The sequence below is a fragment of the Lentilactobacillus sp. TOM.63 genome, from assembly GCF_030361045.1.
Classification (GTDB): Bacteria; Bacillota; Bacilli; order Lactobacillales; family Lactobacillaceae; genus Lentilactobacillus; species Lentilactobacillus dabitei.
On record NZ_JAUCAP010000186.1, the window covers coordinates 1 to 523 of the forward strand.

General features: G+C 37.9%; 1 protein-coding gene. It reads right to left on the reverse strand.

Annotation, left to right across the window (positions count from 1 at the left end; genetic code table 11):
* On the reverse strand, window positions 1-477 hold a 477-nt coding region (locus QUF07_RS14075; protein ID WP_289428212.1), incomplete at its 3' end, for a transposase.
* Between the last annotated feature and the right edge of the window lie 46 nt (window positions 478-523).

The window sequence follows — 523 nt, forward strand, 5'->3', positions numbered from 1 at the left end:
TTCCTGTTTGCCATAAGTGTCTGAGTGAGTCGAATCGATATCAATAATCGTGGTTGTCTGGTTGGTTAACAGTCGAGCCCGATCGATCAAGGCCTCATTTAAAGTCTGTAATGTGCTAACACTATCCTCATCAAAACGTTGCCAAAAACGTGATATTGTTGCTTGTGAAGCCAAAAACGGTTTATCCAATAATAATTTAAAAAGTGGTTCTTTTTCTAAAAAAGTTGCCGCAGAATCTGTGCTATAACCGGCAATAATCTGAAGAATTAACTGTTTTAAGATACTAGAATTACTGTGTTGACAATATCGTCGCTGGTCATTGAACCTCAATAGTTTATCGGCCAAGTTGGTGAACTGAAACTTTGCCATCAGTTCTACACACAATGTTAGCCCGCCATCGGAAGATAATTGACCACCCGTATGCGATACTAAAATATTTTTGTTGAAATTGAATGCCATTTCCTGTAAAGTCTTCAATGTAGAGTCCTCTTCTCTCATGTGGTTTTGTTTGGCAATTTAACTA